The 26,911-nt window shown below is 37.5% G+C and carries 22 protein-coding genes and 1 pseudogene; 13 read left to right on the forward strand and 10 right to left on the reverse strand.

The genetic code is table 11. The features are described from left to right. The 10 genes from RTK36_RS06310 to rpmH form a co-directional block, all read right to left on the reverse strand. On the reverse strand, positions 1–583 hold a 583-nt coding region (locus tag RTK36_RS06310; RefSeq protein ID WP_312045362.1), incomplete at its 3' end, for a ParB/RepB/Spo0J family partition protein. A gap of 495 nt (positions 584–1,078) precedes the next feature. Further along, the gene (rsmG, locus tag RTK36_RS06315; RefSeq protein ID WP_312045363.1) at positions 1,079–1,798 is read right to left on the reverse strand and encodes a 16S rRNA (guanine(527)-N(7))-methyltransferase RsmG; all 720 of its coding nucleotides are present in this window, start codon (positions 1,796–1,798) and stop codon (positions 1,079–1,081) included. A 3-nt stretch (positions 1,799–1,801) separates the two neighbouring features. Then, complete coding sequence (locus RTK36_RS06320) at positions 1,802–2,236, reverse strand: hypothetical protein (protein WP_312045364.1); 435 nt, start codon at positions 2,234–2,236, stop codon at positions 1,802–1,804. Between the two features lie 149 nt (positions 2,237–2,385). Beyond that, entirely contained in the window at positions 2,386–4,275 is a 1,890-nt protein-coding gene (mnmG, locus tag RTK36_RS06325; RefSeq protein WP_312045365.1) for a tRNA uridine-5-carboxymethylaminomethyl(34) synthesis enzyme MnmG, read from the reverse strand. A gap of 159 nt (positions 4,276–4,434) precedes the next feature. Continuing rightward, complete coding sequence (gene mnmE, locus RTK36_RS06330) at positions 4,435–5,820, reverse strand: tRNA uridine-5-carboxymethylaminomethyl(34) synthesis GTPase MnmE (protein ID WP_312045366.1); 1,386 nt, start codon at positions 5,818–5,820, stop codon at positions 4,435–4,437. 313 nt (positions 5,821–6,133) lie between these two features. Then, complete coding sequence (gene jag / locus RTK36_RS06335; protein ID WP_312045367.1) at positions 6,134–6,751, reverse strand: RNA-binding cell elongation regulator Jag/EloR; 618 nt, start codon at positions 6,749–6,751, stop codon at positions 6,134–6,136. After that, entirely contained in the window at positions 6,744–7,805 is a 1,062-nt protein-coding gene (locus tag RTK36_RS06340) for a YidC/Oxa1 family membrane protein insertase (RefSeq protein ID WP_312045368.1), read from the reverse strand. Before RTK36_RS06340 ends, jag begins: the two co-directional genes overlap by 8 nt. 72 nt (positions 7,806–7,877) lie before the next feature. Beyond that, positions 7,878–8,099 carry a membrane protein insertion efficiency factor YidD gene (gene yidD / locus RTK36_RS06345; RefSeq protein WP_312045369.1) on the reverse strand — a complete coding sequence of 74 codons (222 nt, stop codon included), beginning with the start codon at positions 8,097–8,099 and terminating at the stop codon, positions 7,878–7,880. Then, positions 8,096–8,479 (reverse strand): ribonuclease P protein component, encoded by a 384-nt coding sequence (gene rnpA / locus RTK36_RS06350; RefSeq protein ID WP_312045370.1) that lies wholly within the window; start codon positions 8,477–8,479, stop codon positions 8,096–8,098. The genes yidD and rnpA overlap by 4 nt, the downstream gene beginning before the upstream one ends. A gap of 92 nt (positions 8,480–8,571) precedes the next feature. Then, the gene (gene rpmH / locus RTK36_RS06355) at positions 8,572–8,706 is read right to left on the reverse strand and encodes a 50S ribosomal protein L34 (RefSeq protein ID WP_312045371.1); all 135 of its coding nucleotides are present in this window, start codon (positions 8,704–8,706) and stop codon (positions 8,572–8,574) included. A gap of 877 nt (positions 8,707–9,583) precedes the next feature. On the opposite strand from rpmH, the gene dnaA reads away from it, so the two are divergent. The 13 genes and pseudogenes from dnaA to RTK36_RS06420 all read left to right on the forward strand — a co-directional run bounded on the left by dnaA (position 9,584) and on the right by RTK36_RS06420 (position 26,906). Continuing rightward, the gene (gene dnaA, locus RTK36_RS06360) at positions 9,584–10,915 is read left to right on the forward strand and encodes a chromosomal replication initiator protein DnaA (RefSeq protein WP_312045444.1); all 1,332 of its coding nucleotides are present in this window, start codon (positions 9,584–9,586) and stop codon (positions 10,913–10,915) included. Between the two features lie 245 nt (positions 10,916–11,160). Then, complete coding sequence (gene dnaN, locus RTK36_RS06365; RefSeq protein ID WP_312045372.1) at positions 11,161–12,273, forward strand: DNA polymerase III subunit beta; 1,113 nt, start codon at positions 11,161–11,163, stop codon at positions 12,271–12,273. Between the two features lie 37 nt (positions 12,274–12,310). Next, positions 12,311–12,529, forward strand: a complete 219-nt coding sequence (locus RTK36_RS06370) for an RNA-binding S4 domain-containing protein (RefSeq protein ID WP_312045373.1) — start codon at positions 12,311–12,313, stop codon at positions 12,527–12,529. 397 nt (positions 12,530–12,926) lie between these two features. Beyond that, positions 12,927–14,033: a DNA replication/repair protein RecF gene (gene recF, locus RTK36_RS06375; protein ID WP_312045374.1), complete on the forward strand. Its 1,107-nt coding sequence runs from the start codon at positions 12,927–12,929 to the stop codon at positions 14,031–14,033. Positions 14,034–14,584: 551 nt separating this feature from the next. Beyond that, a pseudogene (gene gyrB, locus RTK36_RS06380) lies at positions 14,585–16,455 on the forward strand (DNA topoisomerase (ATP-hydrolyzing) subunit B). Positions 16,456–17,008: 553 nt separating this feature from the next. Further along, a complete protein-coding gene (gene gyrA / locus RTK36_RS06385; protein ID WP_312045375.1) occupies positions 17,009–19,546 on the forward strand; it encodes a DNA gyrase subunit A in 2,538 nt (845 codons plus the stop codon). Positions 19,547–19,801: 255 nt separating this feature from the next. Then, entirely contained in the window at positions 19,802–20,035 is a 234-nt protein-coding gene (locus RTK36_RS06390) for a hypothetical protein (protein WP_312045377.1), read from the forward strand. 219 nt (positions 20,036–20,254) lie between these two features. Then, positions 20,255–21,430 carry a CapA family protein gene (locus tag RTK36_RS06395; protein WP_312045378.1) on the forward strand — a complete coding sequence of 392 codons (1,176 nt, stop codon included), beginning with the start codon at positions 20,255–20,257 and terminating at the stop codon, positions 21,428–21,430. A gap of 88 nt (positions 21,431–21,518) precedes the next feature. Next, positions 21,519–22,247, forward strand: coding sequence for a FadR/GntR family transcriptional regulator (locus RTK36_RS06400; RefSeq protein WP_312045380.1), 729 nt, complete (start codon positions 21,519–21,521; stop codon positions 22,245–22,247). Between the two features lie 225 nt (positions 22,248–22,472). Then, positions 22,473–24,167, forward strand: coding sequence for an arginine--tRNA ligase (gene argS / locus RTK36_RS06405; protein WP_312045381.1), 1,695 nt, complete (start codon positions 22,473–22,475; stop codon positions 24,165–24,167). A 17-nt stretch (positions 24,168–24,184) separates the two neighbouring features. After that, positions 24,185–25,093, forward strand: a complete 909-nt coding sequence (locus tag RTK36_RS06410; protein WP_312045382.1) for a YegS/Rv2252/BmrU family lipid kinase — start codon at positions 24,185–24,187, stop codon at positions 25,091–25,093. Positions 25,094–25,232: 139 nt separating this feature from the next. Next, entirely contained in the window at positions 25,233–26,006 is a 774-nt protein-coding gene (locus RTK36_RS06415) for a ParA family protein (protein ID WP_312045383.1), read from the forward strand. 3 nt (positions 26,007–26,009) lie between these two features. Next, entirely contained in the window at positions 26,010–26,906 is an 897-nt protein-coding gene (locus tag RTK36_RS06420) for a ParB/RepB/Spo0J family partition protein (protein ID WP_312045384.1), read from the forward strand. Positions 26,907–26,911: the final 5 nt, after the last annotated feature.

Below are 26,911 nucleotides of genomic sequence, written 5' to 3' on the forward strand. Positions count from 1 at the left end.
GAATCATATGAGACATAACCAATAAACGGCTTTCTTCATCGGGCAGACGAAGCAATGCTCTTGCATGTCGCGCTGTAAATTGATGCTCCAACAGTTCTTTTTTTACACTGTCTTCTAATTTTAAAACTCGCAACTTATTGGCAATGGCAGATTGGCTTTTGGAAAGCTTCGTTGCTAACTCCTCTTGGGTCAGTCCATAATCCTCCATCATGTTGCGGTAGCCTTCAGCTTCTTCTAAAAAGCTTAGATTTTGCCTCTGAATATTTTCAATAAACGCCAACACGGCGCTATCACTATCAGTCACCTGAATAAACAAAGCAGGAACGGTTTTCAATCCGGCCATTTCCGCAGCCCTAAGACGACGCTCTCCCGCTACCAATTCATAAAAACTTCCACTCATTTTCCGAACAGTAATGGGTTGCAGAATTCCATATGCGGTAATGGATTCCGCCAGTTCTTCCAATGCACCAAGATTAAAATACTTTCTTGGTTGATATGGATTGGGACGAATTTTTTCAATTGGCAGCTGATATACAGCCTTCTCCTTTTTTAAACGCATTTCGGGAAATTTCAAAACCTCCATATGTATTTCCTCCTTTTATATTCTATGGAAACCGAGATAACATTACAAATCTACGGCATTTTTCTTTTTTTTCTTTCTTTATTTTAACATAGGAAGCACGTTTTGAAAGAAAAAGAGTATAACAAAAACTCTGCGACCTCGACAAAATGACTCGGCATAAGACACAAAAAGCTCGAAGGGTTAGAGATATTGACAGAGGTTGTGAAAAAGTTTCAAATTTATATCATTTTCTCGTCATTTTATTTCAAATTTTACACTACATATACCGCTTTTTTTGACATCCAAATACTATATATTGGTATTTGCATATGAAACCAATTTATTTTCCAGGCAATTATTTTACCATTTCCAGTTCTCTATTTTTTTCTATCATACAAATTAGATGCCTTTCTTTTTATTTCCCCGGTTATGCTAAGCTACCTTTTACGGTCTTTTTCTCAACCCCTTTTTCCAATAAAAAAGACAGCAATCTCTAAGATATGCTGTCTTCTTTTTTTACTTTAAAGGATTTTTTGAAATTTTTCCTGCTTTTCTGGGATAAACTTTCGGCGTTGGGGAATCTTTTACAATGAAAATAAGCTTATGGGATAAATCTGTAAAGGGAATCGTAACATCAATTACCTGTGTCACCCTTCCTCCAAGCTTCTCCAAAGCCCCTTTTGCCTCTTCGATTTCGTCTAAAGCGTCAGGTCCTTTTAATGCTGCCAAAGTTCCCCCTACTTTTACAAAAGGCAAACAATATTCCGCCAATACTGCCAAATTCGCCACTGCACGGGATACACAATAATCAAACTGCTCCCGATACAATGGGTTTTGTCCCCCATCCTCCGCACGTGAATGGATACATTCAACCTGGCTCAAGTCCATGGACTTTATAGCCTCTTCCAAAAAACCAATTCTTTTTTGCAAAGAATCCAAAAGGGTCATGGAAACTGCAGGACAAGCAATTTTTACTGGTAGCCCGGGAAAACCTGCCCCCGTGCCAACATCGATTATTTTTGTGGACTCTGTTATTTTCAAATACGGCACAAGGCTCAGGCAGTCAGCAAAATGCTTTAAGATAACCTCACGTTCCTCTGTGATCGCCGTTAAATTCATTTTTTCGTTCCACTCTAAAAGCAGAGACATATAAGTCATAAACTGTTCCGCCATCTGTTCAGAGAGCTGAACATGCATCTGCTCACAGCAGGATTGTAACAGCATTTTATTTTCCATGCGCTACTCCTTCTCTATATAATTAATTTTCCATTTTCCATAGTGATTTGGCTCCGCCACCATCTGCACAGAAATCACCTCCGTATTTCCCTCATCATTTTTACAGGTAAGGGCTACCGTTCTGATCTCATTCCAAATATCATCGGAAAAAAAATGCAGGTTTTTGCGTTCTTCAAAAAACTTTTTGATACCATCAAAATCAGCTATTGCCGCCGCTGATGCGGAAAGATAGCCCATTGCCTCGTCTTGGCTATCTTTTTCCAAAGCCCGCAAGAAAGAACGTAAGGTTCCACTGGGGTTTGGTAACGAGAAAAATGGTCCACTCACTGTATTAAAACACAAATCCTCCAAAGGGAATTTTCTTTTGGGTAAAAACAACCTTCTGTCTATTTGGGGACTTGCATTTTGTTTTCCTTCCCAAGGCAGAAATACCTTCATTCAACCCCCTCCTTTCTAAAAACATAAAAAAGATTAACATAAAAACCCTGAACTTTGTCCTCTCACTGCCCAACATAGGGCACACAGCAAACCTGGTTTTTGCAGTACAAAAGTAATAAAACCCTAATAGATTTGGGACATCCGAAACCTTAATCTCTGGAATTTCTCTTTTGCTGTTCTAAATAAATCAATAATACGGAAATGTCCGCAGGAGATACTCCAGTGATGCGGGATGCATGTCCTAAAGAGGACGGACGAATTGTATCCAGCTTTTGCTTTGCTTCAATGCGCAATCCTTGTATACTCTGATAATCCATATTCTCCGGCAACTTGCGGTTTTCCAGCTTCTTAAACTGCTCCACTTGTTTCAACTGCTGTCCAATATATCCTTCGTACTTAATTTGTATATTTACTTGCTCCCGCACATCAGGGGGAAGCTGGGGTCTTGCTTCATCAATAGGGGCAAGCTTTTCATAATCCAACTCAGGTCTTTTGATTAAGTCTGATAATTTTACTCCTGATTTAATAGGTGTACTTTCATATTGCTCCAATAGTTCTAACGTTCTTCCATTTGGTGCAATGGTTAATCCCTTTACTCTCTCTATTTCCAAATCAACCAAACGCTCTTTTTCCCGTAAAGCTAGATAACGCTCCTGTGAAATCAAACCAATGTCATGACCAATGGGCATAAGCCTTTGGTCCGCATTGTCCTGTCTCAGCAACAGACGGAACTCTGCACGGCTTGTCATCATACGGTAGGGTTCTTTACTCCCCTTGCTAATTAAGTCATCAATCAAAACCCCAATATATCCATCGGAACGCTGTAAAACTACAGGCTCTTTTTCCTGAATATATCTAGCAGCATTGATGCCGCCGATTAACCCCTGGGCTGCCGCTTCTTCATAACCAGAACTTCCGTTAAACTGACCTGCACTAAACAGACCCTTATAATCCTTAAATTCCAGAGAAAGCTTTAACTGGGTTGCATCGATGCAATCATACTCAATGGCATAAGCGAAACGGGTAATTTCGCAACGCTCCAATCCAGGTATGGTACGGTACATAGCAATTTGCACATCTTCAGGTAAAGAAGATGACATTCCTTGAATATACATTTCCTCTGTGGTTTCGCCTTCTGGCTCAATAAAGATTTGGTGACGCTCTTTATCCGCAAACCGCACCACTTTATCTTCAATGGAGGGACAATATCTGGGGCCTGTTCCCTCAATTACCCCACCGTATAACGGAGACCGATTGAGATTGTCCCGAATAATCTGATGGGTATTTTCATTGGTATAGGTCAGCCAGCATAACGCCTGCTCTCTTTTGATATCCTCCGCAGTATTTTCAAAAGAAAATGGCGTTATATTCTCATCCCCATATTGGGGCTGCATTTTCTCAAAATCCAAAGATCCTCTCAGCATTCTTGCCGGTGTTCCTGTTTTAAAGCGGTACAAACGAATACCCATATCCTTAAGCTTTTGGCTTAACTGTGTTGCAGGCATCAAATTATTAGGGCCGCTCGGAATAATTACGTCCCCATGTAAACAACGCCCTTGCATATAAGTACCCATACATAAAACTACGGCTTTGCAATGAAAGACTGCCCCTGCTGCAGTGATAACACCAGAAACCTTGTCGTCCTCCATTAAAATTTCTGCAATTTCCCCTTGATACACCCGTAGGTTGGGTGTTTGTTCCAAGGTGTGCTTCATTTCTGCTTGATATTTTACCTTATCCGCTTGCGCACGTAAAGAATAAACCGCAGGCCCTTTTCCTGTATTCAGCATTTTTGTCTGAATATAGGTTTTATCGATTACTTTTCCCATCTCGCCGCCTAAAGCATCAATTTCTCTTACCAAATGCCCTTTGGAGCTGCCCCCAATGGAGGGATTACAGGGCATCATGGCAATACTATCTAAGCTGATGGCAAATAAAATGGTTTTCATACCCATTCTTGCCGCCGCCAATGCCGCCTCACACCCCGCATGACCACCACCAATTACTGCTATATCAATGGTTCCCGCTTCATACTTCATTTTATAACTCCTTCATATTCCAAAGGGAATTTCCCTCGTTATCATTTATCACTCTTAACCTAATATTTTAGGGCAAGTTCCTTCAATTGGCAATGCTTTGGGCACAATCTATGGGGAAAATTTCTCCCACTTTCAACATAATTTGTAAAAATTCTAATTTTATTTTCCCAAACAAAATTTTGTAAAGATGCGATCGATGATTTCTTCATCGGCAACATCCCCAGTAATTTCACCTAAAAAACGGTTGGCATCCTGCAAATCCATAGAAATAAAATCCTCAGGCATACGGGTACGAATGGTTTCTAAACAACGCTCCATAGCCTCTTTTCCCTGAAACAATGCATTTTTGTGGCGGGTATTTCCAAAAAGTGCATCCTCAGCCTTTACACTTTCCCCACTGAAAAACAGTTGCTTTAAGCCATGAATTAACTCCTCAAAGCCTTGATTTTGTTTAATGGAAACTGAAATCAATTGTTCCTTTGGGATATATTGTTCTAGCTCGTCCATAGACAGCTTTCTTTCTAAGTCCGTTTTGTTCAACAAAACCAGAGTCTTTTTTCCTTGAATAAAGGAAAGAATCTCTTTATCTTCTTTTTCTAAGGGTCTGGAGCTATCCAGCATCATCAATACTAAATCGGCTTTTTCTGCATAAGCTTTCGATTTTTCTACGCCCTTTTTTTCTACCAAATCCCCTGTTTCACGGATACCGGCAGTATCTACAATCTTCATGGGAATACCGTCAATATTGATATATTCTTCAACGGTATCTCTGGTGGTACCAGGGATATCCGTTACAATTGCCCGTTCTTCCTCCAACAGCCAATTTAAAAGAGAGGATTTACCCACGTTTGGCTTACCTACAATTACAGTTTCCAAGCCGTCACGGATGATCTTTCCCCGATCGGCATTTTTCAATAATTTTTCCATGTGTTCTAATATTTTCAACGTGCCATGCTCCATATTTCCGTAGGTTTCCTCTTCCACGTCATGCTCAGGATAGTCAATCACTGCCTCTATCTTAGCAATCATATTTAAGATTTCATCACGCAAGGAACGAACTTCCATTTTTAGTCTACCTTCCAACTGGTTCACTGCCGCCTGACGGGATAAATCAGTTTGAGAATGGATAATATCAATTACCGCCTCTGCCTGAGTCAGATCCATTCGACCATTTAAAAAGGCTCTCTTGGTGAACTCTCCAGGTTCTGCCATTCTTGCACCCTGGTTTAAGACAGCCTCTAATATTCTTCGGGTCACCAATGCGCCACCGTGGCAATTGATTTCCACAATATCCTCTTTTGTATAGGTTTGAGGTGTTTTCATAACAGAAACCAATGCCTCATCAATAATTTCACCGTGGCTTACAATTTTGCCGTAGGATAAGGTATGACTTTTCTTTTCCAAAAGGGACTTCTTCCCCTGAAATAAGCCATCCGCCAGCTCAATACATCCCCGTCCGCTTATTCTGACGATGCCAATCCCGCCAATTCCCAAGGGGGTTGAAATCGCGGCTATAATATCGTCTAAATGATTGAATCTATTCATATTACCCCTCCTTTTTTTCTACAAGCGCTAAGGTCAAGGTTAAAGATCAAGGTCTCGGGACGCTGTCCCAAACCCTGCAAGCCTTTGCAAAGGCTTGACCCTAACTTTTATTTGCAAAAACTCTGTTTTTGCAGGCGACTCATAACAAATTAATATCCTCTTAACCCCCATGACAAAAGGGGTTCAAATTAAAGTTTTTGGTCTTACATTTTAAAAAAGTAAGAAGATGTAGGTGAAACCTACGGTGTTTCTTACCTTTAATACAGGAAAAACCCGCAACAAGAGCCTCCTGCAACGGGTTTTGAATTGCTTATTATTTTAAAGTAATTACAACATTACGATAAGGCTCTTCCCCTTCGCTGAATGTTGTTACATAGCGATCATTTTGCAATGCAGAGTGGATAATTCTTCTTTCATAAGGATTCATGGGCTCAAGCACTACATTTTTCTTTGTATGTTTTACTTTCTTCGCTAAATTGAAAGCAAGTGTTTCCAAGGTTTCTTTTCTTCTTTGGCGATAATTTTCTGTATCCAGCATAACGCTGATATAAGCACTGCTGCTTTTATTTACAACCAGATTCACCAAATATTGTAATGCATCCAAGGTTTGCCCTCTTTTGCCAATCAGAATTCCCATATCTCCGCCTGTTAAATTAATCAAAAGATGTTTATCCTTCAATTGGGTTTCAATTTTTACAATCAGCCCCATGGATAAAAAAACTTCTCTCAAAAAATTTTCTGCGGCACGTTCGGGATTAAAATTCTTCCGAACCAAAACGACTGCTTCTTTTCCCCCAAATACGCCCAAAAAACCCTTTGAACCTTCGTCAATAACAGTGATGGATACCTCTTCCTTAGATGCCCCAAGTTCCGTTAAGGCAGCAGCAACCGCTTCGTCAATGCTCTTACCGCTTTTTCTAATTTCATCCATTCTGCTCAGCCTCCCCCATGAATTTCTTTTTATAATATTTCTGCAATACTACCTGCTGAATAATACCAATTATGTTACTGATTATCCAGTAAAGTCCAAGACCGGCGGGCATTGAAATAGTGAAAAAGCCCATCATGAATGGCATTACATAAGTCATTGTCTTTGTCATAGCCATTGCCGGATTATTGGGATCATTATTTGTTGATGGTGTCATAACCATCATGATTTTTGATTGTGCATAAGTAGTAATTGCAGCAAAAACAGGAATTAACACACCGGGCCATTTTAATCCCGCTGCACTAACAAGGGGAATAAACAAAAAGGTCTCAATATTATTTTTATTCGCCAAAAGTCCAACCAATGTATCACCATTGGAACCAAGCTGATTTAAAATATTTGTCCAAGCATCTGCGCCTAGATAATTTACCAACATAACAACATCATTCAGTCGGCTTAAATCAAAACCGCTTGTTTTAATAATTTCTACATTTTTGTAGTGGTCAACAAAAGCCTGGGCATAGGGAGCAAACACTTCCATTCTCATGTCCTTTGGAATTTGTAAAATTGCATTTGCAATGTCTGTATAATTTTGACCAATAACATCAACATAAACATAGGCATTTTGGAATAAATAAAACAATGTATATAAAATAGGAAGCTGAATTAACAAAGGTAAGCATCCGCCCATAAGGTTGATACCGTTTTTCTTTTGAAAATCCTGCATCTCCATTGCCATTTTTTGCTGAGACATCTGATCTGTCTTGCCTTTATATTTATTTCGAATCTTTTCCAATTCAGGCTGGAGCATCTGCATCTTAAAAGAAGATTTCTGCTGTTTTACCATTAATGGAAATAGAATTGCTTTCACGATCAAAGTAAATAAAATAATTGCAAAGCCTAATACGCCAGCTTGCGTCATACCATAGAGCCCATTAAAGAGCATATTGTAAACTTGTCCCAAAACATTGGCAATGGGCCCCAATATGCTTCCGGGCATTTTTACAGACGTAAACGTCGTCAAAACGACACCTGATAATAGTTCACTTCCAAACACGCTTTATGCCTCCTTAACAAACAAATAGAATTTTCTTGCCCCGCAGGACAAGTCAACAAACAATAGGATTTTTCAGGGAACGGGGTCATAGCCGCCTTCATGGAAGGGATGGCACTTCAGAATTCTTCTGACGGCAAGGTATGTGCCCTTAAAGATACCATAACGAGATATCGCGATAAATGCATACTGAGAGCAGGTGGGGGTAAATCTACAATGAGGTCCAATCAAAGGAGAAATTCCCACCTGATAAAATCGGATTAATAGTAAAAATAATTTTTTAACCATTTCTCTCATCTCTCTTCATTTTCACTTTCTTTCTCAGAACTTTTTTCCTGATGAGAAAGAAGTAATTGATGTTTTTTCAATAAATGGCGCAAGGAAGCACTTACCTCATGATAGGTGGCATCCTTACAAATTACCCGGGCAATTACAACGATATCGTAGCCGGGGCGAATTTCTTCCTCCATATTACGATAGCTTTCCCGAATTAGACGAGTCACATGGGAACGTACAACGCTTTTTCCTACCTTTTTACTGACAGAAATACCTAATTTGTTCCCTTGTGCCCCATTTTTTACTACGTACATAACCAGATGGCGGTTGGCAATGGATCTGCCTCTATTGTAAACATACCGAAATTGAAAATTTTTTTTCAAAGATTCTGTAAAATTCATAATAATCCTTCTTTCATTCGGTACCGCCAAGTTATTCCTCATATGAACAAAAGGCCACTTTCAGCGGCCTAATATACTTTTTGGTATGAGGATTATGCGGATAATACTTTTCTACCTTTTTTTCTTCTTGCTGCAAGCACTTTTCTACCGTTGGCTGTCAACATTCTTTTTCTAAAGCCATGTTCTCTGCTTCTCTGTTTCTTTTTGGGTTGAAATGTCATTTTCATAGTTATACGCACCTCCTTTATTGCAGGGATTCTCTGCCCTATTTACGAGCACTGTTACTATTATAGTAAAAAAGGATAGGTACGTCAAGAAAAATATTTACCTGAAAAGCCTTTAAATCCTGGGATTTTGGGGTAAAAGTTTACAATATACTTAAAAAAATATAGCTTGGACAAATATATAGTTTTTTTTATTTAGGTTTTACTATATATAGTAGAACTTTTTATAAAATATAAATTTCTATTCGTTTTTCCACTTATAAAACACTGGTTTAAAAAACCCATGAAGGAAACGGAATCCTTAAACCTAACCTTTATGATTCTTAAATTTTATTTTCTTCATGGAAACTAAGGTGTATTTCCAATTTTTACAATTAAATTTTTTCATTTTTCGTGTCTTATCATACAATTCTTATAAATTATATGTTTTTTTCATCATACACGATTACAAACGACAGCTTTTTCCATTCATTTTTTTTAGTTTCGCTGGGGATAACCATAATTTTTGATTGCGGTTGTGGATAACTTTTGTTATACTATGGGCAAAGTATTGTTTCATTGATGATCCACAAAATTCACAATTCTTTTACAGTACCAAAATCAAAGTTATCCACAAACTGTTGATAACCCTGTGTATAACCCGGATTTTATGTGAAAAACCTCTTGAAAAAACATTCCTCTCAAAAAAATGTACTACTATTTAGGTCAGAATGTCCGTGTTTTTCTATATTTTGCATACTGTTTATTTTGTGGGCAAGTACAAAGCATTCGCTGTGAATAACTACGGCTTGTCTTTCATTAAGAAGCTTTTCTTTCACAGCCATCTACATTTAATTGTGAATAACAACGTTGTTATCCACAAAATTTTAACAGGAGGTACATAATGGAACAAATAAATGAATTGTGGAACGAAGCACTAAAAATTATCGAAGAAGAAAGCTCCGCCGTTAGTTTTGAGACATGGTTTCGTCCCATTGTACCCTATGGCTTGCAGGATCATTGTCTATATTTGCAGGTAGATAATCCCTTGGCCAAGGATATGTTGGAAAAACGTTACTTTGATTTGCTGAAAAATACCATAAAACAGGTTACAAAAACGGATTTGGAAATCATCATTTTAATGGGTAATGAACTGCCTGTTAGATTAATGGAGAAAAAAGAAGTACAAAAGCAAGGTACTGAAATTCCAAGAAACTTAAATCCGAAATATGTATTCAGCTCCTTTGTGGTAGGCAACAGCAACCGTATGGCTCATGCCGCATCCTTGGCAGTTGCAGAGGCGCCCGCAAGGAATTATAACCCTTTGTTTTTATACGGTAATTCCGGTTTGGGCAAAACCCATCTTATGCATTCCATTGCCCATTATATTTTGGATCATAACAGTTCTGCTAAAGTTTTGTATGTTACCAGCGAAACTTTTACAAATGAGCTGATTCTTTCCATTCAAAATAATAGAAACGAAGCTTTTCGTAATAAATACAGAAATATCGACGTTCTTTTAATTGATGATATTCAGTTTATCTCCAAAAAAGAAGGTACTCAGGAAGAATTTTTCCATACCTTTAATGCATTGTATGAGTCAACGAAGCAAATTATTATTTCCTCGGACCGACCTCCCAAGGAAATTGAAACCTTAGAAGACAGATTGCGTAGTCGCTTTGAAATGGGCTTGATTGCTGATATTCAGCCTCCTGACTATGAAACAAGAATTGCAATTTTACGAAAAAAAGCAGAGCGAGATAATTTGCAGGTGCCTGATGATGTACTGGCTTATATTGCAAAAAATATCGCTTCAAATATTCGTGAATTAGAGGGAGCTTTAACTAGAATTGTTGCATTTGCAACACTAACAAACCAAGATATCTCCATTTTCTTGGCAGAAAACTCTTTAAAGGATATCTTCAGCGAAAATGCATCTGCGCCAATCACCCCGGATTCAATACAAGAAATTGTTGCGGAACATTTTAATATTCGTATTGAAGATATTCAGGGAAGCAAAAAACCCAAAAATATTGCTTTTCCCAGACAAGTTTCCATGTATTTATGCCGAAAACTATTAGATATTTCCCTTCCAAAGATAGGTGAAAGCTTCGGAGGGCGTGATCATACAACTGTCATTCACGCAATTTCTAAAATTGAAAAGCAGTTGGAAAATGATACGGCATTGCAAAACACAATTTTGCAGCTGGAGAAGGCAATTAAGGGGCAATAATTCTTCCACATTACCTTGTGGAGCAGCATAGGGAAAGACTGTGGACAAAGATTGCCTATTTCGTCTTGCTGTGCATACTGTGGATAAGCCTATGTTTTACACACATCCCATCCACATAGCTTGTCAACACCCAAAATTCTTGATTCTTCGGGAAAAAAGAGGTTTTCCACAAACTCACAGCCCCTACTACTGCTACTGCGGATTAAATCTTATTTATTTCTTCAAACACTGTGTGAAAAGGAGTTGTGAACAACTTGAAATTGATTTGTAAAAAAGATCTACTGTTACAGTATATAAATATCGTGAATAAAGCAGTTTCCAATCGAACCACGCTACCAATTTTGGAATGCATTTTACTAACTGCTGATGAAAAAGGCTTTGTTTTAACAGGAAATGATTTGGAATTGGGAATCAAAACTGCTGCCATAGAAGCTGATATTTTAGAAAAGGGCGAAGTTGCCATAGAAGCCCGCATTTTCAATGAAATTGTTCGTCGCTTAAACGGAGAGGATGTTACAATTTCAACAAATGAAAAAAATGCGGTAACCATTGTTTGTGGTTCTTCTGAATTTAGTATTATGGGCCAAGGTGGAGAAGATTTTCCTGCTTTGCCTGAGGTAGAACAAAATCAAGCATATACTTTAAAGCAAAATGACTTAAGAAATATGATTCGTCAGACTATTTTCTCCATTGCCCAAGATAATGCAAAGCCTGTATTAACCGGGGAATTATTTGAGTTTCATGATGAATTTTTTAATATAGTTTCTGTAGATGGTTATCGTATTTCTTATCGTAAAAACCATTTAATTCAAAGTTATGGAAAAAATGATGTGATTGTTCCTGGCAAAACATTAAGTGAATTAAATAAAATATTATCTCAGTCAGAAGAAGATTTGGTTTCTCTTTATGTGACAGACAAACATATTTTGTTTGATTTGGGCACAGCAATTATGGTTTCACGCTTGATTGAAGGGGATTTTATTCGTTACGAGCAAAGTTTTTCAGAAGATTTTAAAACAGAGGTTTTGGTAAATAAAAACGAAATGATTCAATCTTTGGAACGTGCATCATTGGTTTCCAGAGATAACAGAAAAACGCCGGTACGCTTCCAAATCAAAACAAAAAATATGGAAATCACCTCTAAAAGTGATATGGGTACGGCTTTTGAGGAAATTTCTGTGGAAGTAGAAGGGGAAGAAATCTCCATTGCCTTTAATCCCCGTTATTTTATCGAAGCCCTACGTTCGATTGATGAAGAAAACGTAAAAATTCACTTTACCGCTTCTTTAAGTCCTTGTACCATATTACCTGTGGAGGGAGATTCCTTTAAATATTTGATTCTCCCATTAAGAATGTAATTGTTTTATGTAAACAATAAGAAAGAAGGACTACTTTATGCAGGAAGTTGAAATTCAAACAGAATTTATTAAATTACAGCAGGTTTTAAAACTTGCCGGTATCATTGGACAAGGGTCTGATGCTAGAGCATTGATTTCGGAAGGTTTGGTTTATGTAAACGGAGAACAAGCTCTTGAAAGAGGAAAAAAAATTCGCCACAACGATGTGGTTGAGGTGAAGGAATTGGGATCTGTAAAGGTTGTTAGCAAATTGTAAAAAGAAATGCTTCTTGTAGAGGTTTTTTTGAAGATTTTTTTAATAAAAGCCATTATAAATTAGATGAACTAAAAAGAAACTGATTCTCAAGTATGTTTAGAAGTATAAAGGCCCGTATTGGAAATAAATTATGCAATAAAATTACGGGCTTTTTTCACTGTAATATTAAAAATATTTTCTTTATTTTAGCTTCTGTGGATAAAATTAGAGAAAATTAAACTGCTGTCTCGTTCTATTTAGAAAATAATAGGTGTTATTCATATAAGCATGTGCTTATATTTTATTTTATTGTTCAAGAAAACTGGCTTTAGAAGCAAATATATTTGTTATTTATTTAACATTAAATACTTTGTCTTTTGATGTCTTTAAAATAATTTTGTATATCGGGTGGATATTTATGCAAATTTCAGAGGTTTCTTTGCAAGGCTTTCGTAATCTGGAGGAGATGCAAATAAAACCCTCTCCAGGAATTAATGTGTTTTACGGAAAGAATGCCCAGGGAAAAACCAATTTTTTGGAGTCCCTTTATTTATGTGCCATGGGAAGGTCTATGCGAACAAAATATGATTGGCAAATGATTGGTTTTCAGGAGGAGGAAAGCCACATTCGTTTATTAATCAACAAAAATAGCCGAAAAGAGCGTATTGATGTTCATTTGAAGCGAGATACAAAAAAAGGCATAGCCAGAAACGGCGTACCAGTCAAAAAGCTAGGGGATTTGTTTGGAACTTTGTATACAGTTGTTTTTTCGCCTGAGGATCTTTCCTTGATTAAAGAAGGACCCGCAGAACGTCGGCGCTTTTTGGATATGGAACTTTGTCAGCTTAGTCGGGTTTATTATTATGATTTGCAGCAATATTATCGTATTTTGAAGCAGAGAAATAATTTATTACGGGAAATTCAGAAGAATCCCGCCTTACAAGAAACTCTTTTTGTATGGGATACCCAGTTAATTGATTACGGTGAGCGCGTTATGGGGGCTAGAACGGATTTTTTGCAAAGGCTAGATAAAATCGCCGCTGAAAAACTTAACGCGCTTACAGGGGGCCTAGATGCCCTTAAAATTCTATATAAGCCAAATTGCGAGCCGGGACACATGGAGGAAAGGCTGAAACGAAATTTACAGCGAGATATTTATTTGGGCAGTACCAATTTTGGGCCTCATAAGGACGACATTTTGTTTACCATTGATGGGAAAGAGGTGAAAAGCTTCGGTTCTCAGGGTCAGCAAAGAACAACAGCCTTGGCTGCAAGATTGGCGGAAATTGATTTGATACGGGAAGAAACCGGTGAGGAGCCTGTTTTACTTTTGGATGATGTGCTGTCCGAGCTGGATGAAAGAAGGCAGAAATATTTGATGGAAAGTATTGATGGTCTGCAGGCTTTTTTGACTTGTACAGGAATTGAGGATGCAATAAAAAAATATATCAGCAAAGATAATTTGTTTTATGTGGAAAATGGGCAAATTGTCAGTGAAAATGGATTGGAGAAGCGTAATGACTAAAAGTTACGCTTTTTTTATTGTATGATGATGGCTATAAAATTGTCTGCATGGGGAGCACAAAATTTGATTTATTCTAAGAAAAAGATTATTGAAAAATATCAATCCTATCTCTACTTGTATTTTCCCTAAAAAATTGCAAAATTTCCTAATATTTTTGTTACAGTAATCATATAATAATTAATAAGGAAGGAAAAATATTAAATATTTTCATTAAAAATTAGTGTTTTCCTTGAAAATATAAGGTTTTCTTCTTGTAGAATTCTTTTAAAAATGTTATAATAGTTATGTATTATAAACTCGCTAAAATTTGGAACGATTTTAGATTTTTTATTTTAAAAAATTTAGTCTGTTTTCTATGATTCGTGGAATATGCCAAAAGCGTGTTTCCTAGGAAAACATAGTGCACTTAAAAAACAGTGTCTAAGCTATAAAAAAGAAAAAATTTACCTATCATTTTTGATTTGAAATAGGTTTTATGAAAGAAACCTATTTTTTCTTTGGCGCAAAGCACGATGAAGAACCCTAAAAGATTTAGTTGAAGGAGAGGTTTTATGTCATCAGATTATAATGAAAGTCAAATCCAAGTGTTGGAAGGTTTGGAGGCTGTTAGAAAGCGACCGGGAATGTATATCGGTTCTACCAGTGCGAGAGGGCTGCATCATTTGGTTTACGAAATCGTGGATAATGCGGTGGATGAGGCCTTGGCTGGTTTTTGTACTGAAATAACCGTAAAGATTCATCCGGATAATTCCATTTCTGTTATGGATAACGGCCGAGGCATTCCTGTTGGTATTCAACAGCAAAAGGGGATATCTGCCGTAGAGGTGGTATTTACAATTTTGCATGCTGGCGGTAAGTTTGGTGGAGGGGGATATAAGGTTTCCGGTGGTCTCCATGGTGTTGGTGCTTCTGTTGTTAATGCTCTGTCTACTTGGCTGACGGTAAACATATATACCGATGGAAAGATTTATGAGCAAAAATATGCCCAGGGTAATGTATTAGCCCCTTTGGCAGTCATCATTTCCTGCCGGATCCTGAGATTTTTGAAGAAACGGTTTTTACCTACGATATTTTAAAGCAGCGCTTACGAGAAACTGCTTTTTTAACAAAAGGTTTAAAAATCAACCTTATGGATTTGCGTGAGGGGATGGAACAAGCACGTACCTTCCACTATGAAGGTGGTATTAAAGAATTTGTTGCTTATATTAATAAAAGCCGTCAGACCTTATATAGCGATATTTTTTATTGCTGTGGGCAGAAGGACGGTATTTTGGTAGAAGTGGCATTTCAGTATAACGATGGATATACCGAAAATATTTTTAGTTTTGTAAATAACATCAACACTCCTGATGGTGGTACGCATTTAATTGGCTTTAAAAGTGGTTTAACAAAAACACTGAATGATTATGGGAAGAAAATTGGCATTCTCAAAGATGCTGATAAGAAGCTTTCTGGTGACGATGTAAGAGAAGGCATTTCTGCTGTTATCAGTATTAAAGTTGAGGATCCCCAGTTTGAAGGCCAGACAAAGGCAAAATTAGGTACCAGCGAAGCAAAGAATGCTGTGGAAAGCGTTTTAAGCGAGTATTTTACCTATTATCTGGAGGAAAACCCTTCAGTCGCTAAAAATATCATTGAAAAGGGTATGATGGCTTCTAGAGCCCGTGACGCAGCCAGAAAGGCAAGGGAGTTGGTACGGCGCAAGACCGGTTTGGAGAATACAAGATTGCCGGGCAAGCTGACAGATTGTACCAGTAAAGATCCTTATGAATGCGAAATTTATATCGTAGAGGGTAACTCTGCGGGGGGAAGTGCCATTAAAGCAAGAGACCCGAAAACCCAAGCAATTTTACCTTTGCGAGGGAAAATTCTAAATGTGGAAAAGGCTAGATTGGATCGAATTTTAGGCAGTGAAGAAATCAAAAATATGATTACCGCTTTTGGTACAGGTATTTCTGAGGATTTTGATATTGATAAACTGCGTTATCATAAAATTGTTATCATGACAGATGCCGATGTGGACGGTGCCCATATCCGGACACTGCTTTTAACCTTCTTTTATCGGTATATGCCTCTATTAATTGAGGAAGGCAAGGTTTATATTGCTCAGCCACCTCTATACCGTGTGGAGAAGAATAAACAGCATTATTACGTTTATGACGATTTACAGTTAGAGACGTTATATAACGAGATTGGTAAAACAGGAATTAAGGATGTACAAAGATACAAAGGTCTTGGTGAAATGGATTTTGACCAGTTAAGAGATACTACTATGGCCGTTGAGCATAGGATTTTGAAAAAAGTGGACATCAGCGATGCATTGCTTGCTGATGAGATATTTAGCATGCTTATGGGCGATAGCGTAGAACCCAGAAGAGATTTTATTGCCGAGAATGCCGAGTATGCCGAAATGGATTTTTAAGCGTTCGCTTATTGAAAAAAGCTCAGTTCTTTCAAGCTTTTTTCAATTGAAATCCGCCACTGAAATAAGTCAAGATCAAGACCTTATGGACGTTGCCCCTAAGACTCAACAAGGGCTGTGCTTGATCCAATATGGAAACTGCGTTTTCCAAGAGGTAATTTTTAATTTAATTCTACCCTTCAAAAACGAAGTTTTTGAAAAAAGGGTCAAGGGATGAAATCCTTTGTGGGGAATTGGGGCAAAGCCCCAAGGTCTAAGAATCAACAGTAATTTAATTCTACCCTTCAAAACGAAGTTTTTGAGAATAAAAGGTCAAGGGACGAAATCCTTTGTGGGGAATTGGAGCAAAGCCCCAAGGTCTAAGACCTAGTAAGGCTGTGGCCTTGAGCCAGAATGGAAAACTGTATTTACCAAGAGAAATTGTTTTATAAATTTATTCAACCCTTCAAAAACGAAGTTTTTGAGAATAAGGGGTCAAGGGAGAAATCCCTTGTGGGGAATTGGGGCAAAGCCCCAAGGTCTTATCCCTTTAAATTTTAAAAGAGGTGAAAAAATGAGCGACGAATTCAAAGAAATAGATAAGGTCGTTTCCATAGATATCAACGAGGAAATGAAAAAATGCTATATCGATTACGCCATGAGCGTTATCGTTGCCCGTGCATTGCCCGATGTGCGGGATGGCTTGAAGCCAGTGCAAAGACGTATTCTCTTCTCTATGAACGAAATGAACCTTGACCCTAATAAAGGCTACCGTAAGTCAGCACGTATTGTGGGTGATACCATGGGTAAATACCACCCCCATGGTGATAGCTCTATTTATCAGGCAATGGTGCGTATGGCACAGAATTTCTCAATGCGCTATATGTTGGTAGACGGTCACGGTAACTTCGGCTCAATTGACGGCTACGGCGCTGCTGCAAGCCGTTATACCGAGGCAAGAATGTCTAAAATTACAGCAGAATTGCTGGCTGATATCGAAAAAGATACTGTTGATTTTGTGCCAAACTATGATGAAAACGAAAAAGAACCTACTGTTTTGCCTGCTAGAATCCCTAACTTGCTTGTAAATGGCTCCTCGGGTATTGCTGTTGGTATGGCTACAAATATACCGCCACATAACCTCACAGAGGTCATTAATGGCGTTGTTTGTATGATTGATAATACCATCAATGATAAAGATACCGATGTTGAGGAATTAATGGAGCATATCCAAGGTCCAGATTTCCCCACAGGTGCGACAATTCTGGGGAAAAGCGGAATTCGTGCGGCGTATCGTACTGGTAGAGGCAAAATTTTAGTCCGTGCACTGGCAGAAATTCAGCCCATGTCAAACGGTCACGAAAAAATTGTAGTAACAGAACTTCCCTATATGGTGAATAAACTTCGGTTGATTGAAAAAATCGCCGAATTGGTCAAGGATAAACGTATTGAAGGCATTAGCGATTTGTATGATGCTTCCGCTGGCGATGATATCCAGATTATTGTTGAGCTGAAGAAGGACGTAAATGCCAATGTTATTTTGAATCAGCTTTATAAATATACCCAGCTTCAGGAAAGCTTTGGCGCCATTATGATTGCGTTGGTCAATGGTAAGCCGGAAACTTTAAATTTGAAGCAAATTATTTCGGAATACTTGAAACATCAGGAAAATGTGGTCTCAAGAAGAACCAAATTTAACCTGGATAAAGCAGAAAAAAGAGCTCATATTTTGGAAGGTCTGCGTATTGCCATCGACAATATCGATGAGGTAATCCGCATTATCCGTACCAGCTATGATAATGCCAAGGAACGCCTTATGGAACGTTTTCAGCTTTCTGAGATTCAGGCACAGGCAATTCTGGAAATGCAGCTGCGTCGTTTGCAAGGCTTGGAGCACGAAAAAATCGATGCGGAGTATAAAGATTTGATGGAAAAAATCACTTATTTTAAATCCTTATTAGCAGATAGAAAATTAATGCTTGGCGTTATTAAGGACGAAATAACGATAATTCGGGATAAGTATGGGGATGAGCGCCGTACTCAGTTGGTGCAGAATCCCGGTGAAATTGATGTAGAGGATTTGATTGAAGAAGAAACTTGTGTTATGACTCTTTCAAACTTGAACTATATCAAGCGTACCCCTTTGGATACCTATAAGAGCCAAAATAGAGGCGGCAGAGGCATTGTTGGTATGCAGACAAGAGAGGAAGACTTTGTTAAGGATATGTTCCTTTCTTCTACCCATGATACCATTTTGTTCTTTACCGATCGTGGTAGAGTATATCGCATGAAAGGCTATGAGATACCTGAAGCAGGACGTACTGCAAGGGGGATGGCAATTGTAAACCTGCTGGAAATTGCCCCCGGTGAAAGCATTACCGCGATCATCCCTGTAAAGGAATTTAAGGAAGATGAATACCTTGTTATGATTACAAAACAGGGCATTATCAAGAAAACAGAGATGACAAGCTTTGCAAATATCCGTAAGGGTGGCTTGATCGCTGTTAATTTAAGGGATGATGATAATCTGATTTCCGTTATGACAACAAATGGAGATAACGAAATTTTTGTTGCAACAAGAAAGGGCCTGGGCATTAAGTTCTCTGAAAAAGATGTTCGTCCTATGGGTCGTACAGCTACGGGTGTTAAGGCAATCACTCTGCGTAATGAGGATTATGTGGTCTCTGCTGTAAAGATAATGGAAAATGCAAAAATTTTGAATGTAACAGAAAAAGGTTTTGGAAAGCGTACTGAAACAGATGCGTTTACTGTCCAGTACCGTGGTGGAAAAGGCTTGAAAGTTCATCAATTAACAGAAAAAACAGGTGCTTTGACTGGTGTTCTGTTGGTTGAGGAGAATGAAGAAGTAATGCTTATGACATCAGAAGGCATTATAATTCGCTTGCGTGCAAGGGATATTTCAACCATTGGTCGTGTTTCACAGGGCGTGAAACTGATGAACTTGAATGACGGCATAACGGTTGTGGGTATCGCAAAAATTTCTGAGGAAGATATTAAAGATGATGATGTAGAAATTTTGGATGATGAAACCTCTGTTTTAAACGAGGAAAGCCCTATCGTTTCTGAGGAAGAAACAACAATCACTGAATAAATAGTAAAAAAGGATATCATATTGTTGATATCCTTTTTTAGTTTGATTTATCAATAACAAGTAAATTTAATTATTCATTTATAATTTTTGTTAATTTTATATAATTAGATTAAAAATTCTGATGATTATTTGACAATTATTCATTATACTGCTAAAATCAAATTAGATCGTATCAGAAAAATCGAGGTGTTAGGGAAGATGTGGGACATAGAGTTTTTTTTGGCTGTGGGGAAGGTAATTTCACTGGTTGTATGTATGGTTTTTATTGAAGGAATTGTGGCAAGCAGACCAAATGGAAAATGGACAGGTATCATTTTGCCAGTTCTTATGCTTGTACTTTCTTTCTGGGTATTTTTTATGTGGAAAAATGCCATTTATTTTATTTTGGTGTTAGTGCCTGCGTTATTGTGTTGTTTTATTTATTATTTTTGTCGACGCTCTATAAAAAATGGTACGGCATTGAGCTTAAGTGAAGAAGAGCTTAGCTAACATTGTTATTCAATTCAAAATTACTTATTGAAACCAAATTTAAATTCATGAAGTAGAAATGAAAGAGCCCGTTTTTCTTGCAGTCTATTGGCAAAAGCGGGCTTTCTTTTCTACTTAACCTTTTTTTATTGTGTAACAAAGAGATTTATTTTTAAAGTATGACTGAAAACTTTTTACCAAAGACTATTAGGCTTTTAAGCTTTTTTCGGGAGGCACAAAATGAAAAAAATATTTTCTCTGTTGTTGATATGTTTCTTTTTTACCTCCTGCTCAGCTGAAGGTAGGCAGAAATACTCTGTCTCCACAGGTGAAGCATTGCCTATCGTTAGAGAGGCCAAGCTGGCAGTTGTAGGGGATATTATGGTACATGATTATCAATATAAAGAGGCTTATAACCCTGCCACTGGAACCTACGATTTTATGCATAATTTTCAGGATGTGAAGAAATATTTTGATGGCTATGACCTTGTTTTGGGTAATTTAGAGTCAACTTTTGGAGGAACAGGAAGAAGCTATTCTTCTTATCCCTGTTTTAATACCCCTGATGCTTTTTTGGATGCAGTAAAGGATGCAGGCTTTGATATTTTAACCACTGCAAATAATCATTGTATGGATACGGGAAAGGCGGGCTTAATCCGCACTTTGGACAAGCTGGATGAAGCCGGAATTGCTCATATGGGAACATACCGTTCAGCGGAAGATCGGGATAAAATTTTATATCGGAATGTCAATGGAATTAATTTTGCTTTTTTATCTTATACCTATGGAACCAATGGTATTGCTGTGCCTGATGCATATTTGGTGAATCTCATTGATGAGGATCAAATGGTTGCTGATATCAAAAAAGCTAGAGAGCGGGCAGATTTTGTTGTTGTGATGCCCCATATGGGCAATGAATACGAAACCTACCCAAAGGAAGTATTCCAAAATTGGGCAGATTTGATGTTTCTTGCCGGAGCAGATATTATTCTCGCTAGTCACCCCCATGTTTTGCAGCGTATGGAATATCGAAAGGTGGATCATGGTGATGGGCCTCATGACGGATTTATTATTTATTCCTTGGGGAATTTTATTTCTTCTCAAACAACGCCCCCCAGAAATGCTTCAATTATTTTACACTTAACCATAGAGCAAATGGGGGACGGTCGCCCAAATGTAAAAGAGGTTTCTTTTGTTCCTGTTTGGACGCAATTTAGAAATGCTCAGGATAAGAATCACTTTGTGGTTCGCAGCGTTTATGAAATGCTGACCCTTGATCAAAACAAAAAAGATCAGATCATCCGAAGGAAGGATCAAAAACGGTTGTTAGAGATTCATGATGAAACAGCATCCTTTTTGCTGAATCGAAAAATTCCTCTTTCGGAGATTCAAGAGGAATATGTATTTGAAAAATAAGAAAGCTCTTGTCAGGCAAAAAAAACAATGATAAAATATGTCCATCAATGTTAAGAATATGTAAGAATGTAGCGTTTGGAGGAGCAATATGGAGAGGGATTATCTTGCGGAGAATGTGGCTTATTTAACCAAGGATTTAGGTAAATGCAATATTTCCCAAAATCTGTTCCAGAGATTTAAGGAACTAATTATGGGTGGAGTGCTCCCGGCAGGATATATGCTGCCAAATGAAAATATAGTAAGTGATATGTTAAAAGTTGGACGTAGTACCCTAAGAGAGGCTTATACGGCTTTAGCGGTATTTGGTTTTATCAAGCGCTCTAAAGCAGGTACTTTTATCAATGAAATTGATAATATTGTGAATATTGCTCCTTTTAGTATTACAGTTGAGAATTCCGACTTAGGCGATCTTTTGGAATTTAGATATATGTTAGAGGCGGAAACGGCAAGCTATGCGGCAAAAAGAGCTACCCCTGAGGATATTGCAAATATCACCTTTTGTTATGAAAAAATGGTGGAAAGCAAACATGATGTGAATTTATTTGTAGATTATGACACCATGTTCCACTTGCAAGTTTCAGCAGCTACCCATAATAATCTACTCATCAGTACCATGATTGCAGCAAAGGAATCCTTTGAAAAGGGAATTAGACTGGCACTAAGGGAGTCTCTTACGCAAAATCCTAGGGCAATTGATGTAACTCTTGATTTACATGGGAAACTATTAGATGCAATTAAAAATGGAGATTATCAATCGGCATATGCAGTGATGAGAGAACATATTTCCTATGTAAATTTGACAGTAAAGTATGGGTGAAAGTTACAAAAAACGAATGATTAAAAAGGCATCCTAAAAGTGGATCACAAATCTCTATTGGGATGTTTTTTTTACGTTAAAAATTTGATTATAATAGCCCGAGAATTGGGGTTTTCCTTGATTTTACTGGGTTTTTGTGATAGAGTTTATAGAAGTACGCACTTGTTTTTTATAATTTATATGTATAAAATTTGATCTTATGAATTCTGATTGGAGGATTTTAATATGGATTTTAAAATGGAGGTTGCTGGACTCTTATCTAAGGCCACAGAGCTTTCTTTGGAGGATGCTTTAAGCACAGTAGAAATACCTGCAAATAAGACCATGGGGGATTTTGCATTTCCCTGTTTTCGTTTGGCAAAGGTGTTTCGCAAAGCTCCCCCGATGATTGCCCAGGAGGTTGCAGAAAAGTTGGACAAGCCTGCTTTTATCGAAGATATACAAGTAGTAGGGGCATATATAAATTTCTTTGTGAAAAAAGGAATTTATGCCCAGGAGATTTTGTCAAAAGTTTTATCTGAAAAAGAGAATTATGGAAAAAGTGATATTGGTTTGGGGAAAACTGTAGTTATTGATTATTCCTCACCTAATATTGCAAAACCTTTTCATGTGGGACATTTGCGTTCTACAGTAATTGGAAATGCCATTTATAAAATTTATGAAGCGTTAGGATATCACTGTGAAGGTGTCAATCATTTAGGGGATTGGGGTACACAGTTTGGTAAGCTTATTGTTGCGTATCGCAATTGGGGTAGCAAAGAGGCCGTTGAAAGTCAAGGCATACAGGAGCTTATGCGAATATATGTGAAATTTCATGATGAAGCTGAGAAAAATCCTGCCTTGGATGATGAAGCCAGACTTTGGTTTGTAAAAATGCAGGAGGGGGACGATGAAGCTCTCGCTCTCTGGAAATGGTTCTATGATATTAGTATCAAAGAATTTGAACGGGTTTATAAAATGCTAGGCGTAAAGTTTGATGCGTATACTGGCGAAAGTTTTTATAATGATAAAATGGCGCCTGTTGTGGAAGAATTAAAGGAAAAAAATATTCTTAAGGAAAGTGAAGGCGCAATGATTGTTGATTTGGAACACAAAAATATGGCGCCTTGCCTAATTATTCGTAAGGATGGTGGCACCCTTTATGCAACCAGAGATATTACTGCGGCGTTGTACCGTAAAAAAACATATAATTTTGATAAATGCATTTATTTGACGGCATTAGATCAGAATCTCCATTTTGCTCAATGGTTTGAAGTGATTCATTTGATGGGTTATGACTGGTATAAAGACTTGATTCATGTTCCTTTTGGTTTGGTAAGTTTGGATAGCGGCAAGCTTTCTACTCGCCATGGTAATGTTATATTAATGGAAGATTTGTTGAATCAGGCAATTGGGGAAACAAAGAAAATTATTGAGGAGAAAAATCCTTCTTTAGAAAATAAAGAAGAGGTTGCAAAGCAAGTTGGTATTGGCGCAGTAATCTTTAATGATTTATATAATGGTCGTATCAAGGATGTAGTTTTTTCATGGGAAAGAATGCTTAATTTTGATGGGGAAACAGGCCCTTATGTGCAGTACACCCATGCCAGAGCTTGTAGTATTTTAAAAAGAGCCGGGGAAGTTAAGTTGGATGATATTCATTATGATGCTCTCTCAGATGAAGCCTCCTTGGACATTTGTAAGCTTTTTGAGGCATATCCTGAAAAAATTAAGGATGCAGCTAATAAATTGGAGCCTTCTATCGTGACAAGACATTTAGTTGCAATCGCTCAGGCTTTTAATAAATTTTATCATGATAATCCTATATTAAATAGTGAGGAAGATGTCCGTCAGGCTCGTTTAGCTGTTGTAGTGGCTGTTAAAACAGTTATGAAGGAAGGCTTGCGTCTTTTGGGAATTGATGCACCAGAGCAGATGTAAAAGTGAGGTGTTATACCATGAAAAAATTAAAGTTAATTTATAACCCTTTTTCGGGTAATAAGAGCTTTAAGTTTGATTTAGATGTCTGTATTGGTATTTTTCAAGATGGTGGATTTGAAGTTCATCCTTTTCGTACAATGACAGAAGGAGATATTACAAGGCATATTGAACAAATGCCTGAGGATTATGACTTAATTGTTGCTTCCGGTGGTGATGGAACAGTTAATATTGTATTAAACGCAATGATGAAGCGGAAAATGGATATCCCACTAGGGATTATTCCTTCGGGTACTGCCAATGATTTTGCAACTTTTCTTGGATTTAAAAGTGGTCAAGTTGAAGAAGCTTGCCGCGCCATTGCAAACACCCAACCTGTTGCTATTGATTTGGGTCTTGTGAATGATACAACTTATTTTATCAATGTGTGTGCAGGTGGGCTTCTCACCAATGTATCTCAAACTGTAGATAAAGATATAAAAAACGCCCTTGGTAGTCTTTCTTATTATTTAAAAGGAGTAGAACAAATACCAAATTTTCATAAGATACCTTTTCGTATTACAACCAGTAGTCAAGTAATTGAAGAGGATTTGTATTTATATATGATTATGAATAGTGCAGGTACTGGTGGATTTGCAAAACTTTCCCCACAAGCATCTATACAGGATGGTTTGTTTGAATTAATTGCAATACGTGGAAGACCTTTAATTGAGTTATCTCCCTTGTTTTTAAAAATGCTAACAGGGGATCATATAAATGATACAAAAAATATCTTATATTTAAGAGATTCCTATTTTAAAATAGAATGTCTTGCTGATAATTTTAAAATTATGGAATCAACTGTTGATGGAGAGATGGGACCAAGGATGCCTTTTGAAGTGAAGGTAGTTCCAAAATCCATTCGTGTTTTTGTAAATCCAAAACGTTAATTATGTTTCACGTGAAACATAATCTGTGTAGAGCATTAAAACAGTAGTGTTTCACGTGAAACATTACTGTTTTTTCTTTTCAAATCACTAGGGTATGTGCTATAATTTTTGCAGATAGCAATGAAAGGCGGGAAAATCCATGGGTAAAGTACGGGTTATTGCAGTGACCAATCAAAAAGGTGGGGTGGGTAAAACTACCACAGCTATTAACTTATCTGCCAGTTTAGCTACATATGGAAAGAAAATCCTTGTAATAGATGCAGATCAACAGGGAAATACAACCAGTGGCCTTGGCCTTGATAAAAATGGTATGGAATTAACAATATATAATATGTTTCTTGGCGAAGCTTCAATTATTGATATTAAACAACCTACCTGTGTAGAAGGTTTAGAAATCATTCCTGCGAATATAAGCCTTACTGGAGCTGAAATAGAGCTAATTGGGAAAGAAGAACGAGAATTCATATTAAAAGAGGAATTGAAAAAAATAAAAGAGTCGTATGATTTTATTATAATTGATTGTCCTCCTTCTTTGAATCTCATTACAATTAATGCACTTACGGCTGCTGATACTGTGTTGGTACCTATTCAGTGCGAGTATTTTGCTTTGGAGGGGTTAGAACAATTGCTCCATACCATTAATTTGGTTAAAAAAAGGTTGAATCCCTATTTAGAAATAGAGGGGATTGTATTTACCATGTTTGATGCAAGAACAAATTTATCCTTACAGGTGGTAGAGGAAGTTAAACGTAGCCTAGGAAGCAGCGTGTATCGCAGTATTATTCCAAGAAATGTTCGGTTGGGAGAAGCACCAAGCCATGGACTTCCCATCCATTTATATGACCCCAAATCCAAAGGGGCAGAAAGTTATGCACTTTTAGCAGAAGAAGTTATCGAAAGGGAGTGGAGTTAATTTATGGCTGCTAAAAAAATGGGACTAGGTTCTAAAGGAATGGGATTAGAAGCATTGATCAATAATAAATTGGAAGATTTCAAAGAAACAGGAAAAGATATGGGTAAAACTGGCGTTTGGGAAATAGAAATAGATATGATTGAGCCAAACCGCAAACAGCCAAGGAAATATTTTGATGAAACTGCGCTGGAGGAGCTGGCGGCTTCTATAAAAACTTATGGCATGATTCAACCAGTGGTGGTTCGTAAAAATGGAGATTACTACGAAATTATTGCTGGAGAAAGACGTTGGAGAGCAGCGAAGATTGCAGGGTTGAAAAAAATACCGGCCATTGAGAGAAAATGGGAAGATGCTGAAGCATTTGAAGCTGCTTTAGTGGAAAATTTGCAAAGAGAAGATTTAAATCCTATTGAAGAAGCAGAAAGCTATCGTCGATTGCAGGAGGAATTTGGACTAAATCAGGAGCAAATTTCAACAAAAGTAGGGAAAAGTCGTTCTACAATTACCAATTCTCTGCGTTTATTACAGCTGGATTCGAGGGTTTTAAACTTTGTTATAGAAAATAAGTTGTCTAGTGGTCATGCTAGAACACTTCTTTCCATTACGGATAAGGAGCGTCAGTTTGAATTAGCAGAGCATGTTATTGAAGAAGAATTGAGCGTAAGAGCTACAGAAGCCTTGGTCAAAGCTGAGTTAAATCAAAAAGAAGTCGTGAAAAATGATAAAAAAGAATTATCAGAAAATGCGAATCAAAAAGCAGTTGAGGATGAATTAAAAACCATTTTCTCCACGAAGGTTCGAATTAGTCAAATGAAAAATAAGGGGAAAATCGAAATTACGTATTATTCTCAAGAAGATTTGGATAGACTTTTAACCATGATGAAAAGAATGGAAGGATAATTACA

The sequence above is a fragment of the Anaerotignum sp. genome (genome assembly GCF_031981185.1).
Lineage (GTDB): Bacteria > Bacillota > Clostridia > Lachnospirales > Anaerotignaceae > Chakrabartyella.